Annotated in this window: 2 protein-coding genes and 1 pseudogene; 1 reads left to right on the top strand and 2 read right to left on the bottom strand. The window is 71.8% G+C overall.

The annotated features are described in order from the left end of the window. Window positions 1–392 (bottom strand): penicillin acylase family protein (locus ACXJKL_RS21450; protein WP_457209012.1); only part of this gene is annotated, 392 nt, incomplete at its 3' end. A 119-nt stretch (window positions 393–511) separates the two neighbouring features. On the opposite strand from ACXJKL_RS21450, the pseudogene ACXJKL_RS21445 reads away from it, so the two are divergent. After that, window positions 512–652: pseudogene (locus ACXJKL_RS21445) on the top strand (FmdB family zinc ribbon protein); the annotation flags it as partial. Between the two features lie 14 nt (window positions 653–666). Here ACXJKL_RS21445 and ACXJKL_RS21440 read toward each other — a convergent pair. After that, window positions 667–873, bottom strand: a complete 207-nt coding sequence (locus ACXJKL_RS21440; RefSeq protein ID WP_457209013.1) for a hypothetical protein — start codon at window positions 871–873, stop codon at window positions 667–669. Between the last annotated feature and the right edge of the window lie 189 nt (window positions 874–1062).

Genomic DNA, 1062 nt, shown 5'->3' with positions numbered 1-1062 from the left:
ATCTTGTCGGTCACGAGGCAGTCGGAGCCGAAGAGCTCGGAGAGCCGCCCGCTCGTGACGTGACGGCGCACGTCCATCTCGAAGAAGCGCTCCTGGGCGTGGACGTAGCCCTGGGCGCGCAGCAGGTCGGCGTCGGTGTCGGCGTAGACCTGCGCGATGCCGCTCGCGTCGCGGATCACCTCCACCTCACCGGCCAGCCCGGGGAGCTCGACCTCCCCGTCGGTCTCGGCGACCGGGCGCAGCACGAAGCCGGTGGCGATGACGAGGAGGAGGACCAGCGACGCCGCCAGCCCCGCCACGACGTACGCCGACCAGCGCAGGACGCGGGGTGCGGACCGGAACATCTGCCACCACGTGAGGTCGGTGTCGGGGGCTGCGGGCTGCTCGCTCATCGTGGAGGCATTGTGCCGTACGCTGGGGACTCGACTGGCAGTCGACGGCACCGAGTGCCAACGTGTCCTGCAGCAGTCGTTCCGATCCATCGCATCCCCCGTAGTCACGAAGGTCCCCGATGCCCACGTACCAGTACCTCTGCACCGAGTGCGGCCACGCGTTCGACCAGGTCCAGAAGTTCAGCGACGACGCCCTGACCCACTGCCCCGTCTGCGACGGCAGGCTGCGCAAGGTCTTCAACGCCGTCGGCGTCGTCTTCAAGGGCTCCGGCTTCTACCGCACCGACAGCCGCTCGACCTCGGGGTCGTCGACGCCGGCGACCTCCGGCTCGTCCTCGTCCTCGGACTCGGGCTCCTCCTCGTCCGGCGCGTCGACGTCAGGCTCGTCCTCGTCCTCCGRCTCCTCGTCCTCCGGCTCCTCGTCCTCCGGCTCCTCGTCCTCGGGGTCCTCGTCGTCCGGCTCGGGCCAGTCGTCGTCCACAGGCTCGTCCTCGAGCTGATCCCTCCCCACGGTCGTCCGCGGCCCGGGGGCGAGGCGCCGCCGCCGCCTAGCGTCGCCGCATGGCCTCCCTCGACGACGTACGCCGCCGCTGGCGCACCCTGCGCCGTCGCGTGCTGGCCCGCCGACGGCCCCTCGCCGCGCTGTGCGCGGCGGTGGCGGTGCTCGTCG

Source organism: Nocardioides sp. P5_C9_2, from assembly GCF_054049555.1.
This window is presented reverse-complemented; position numbering and strand designations above follow the sequence as displayed.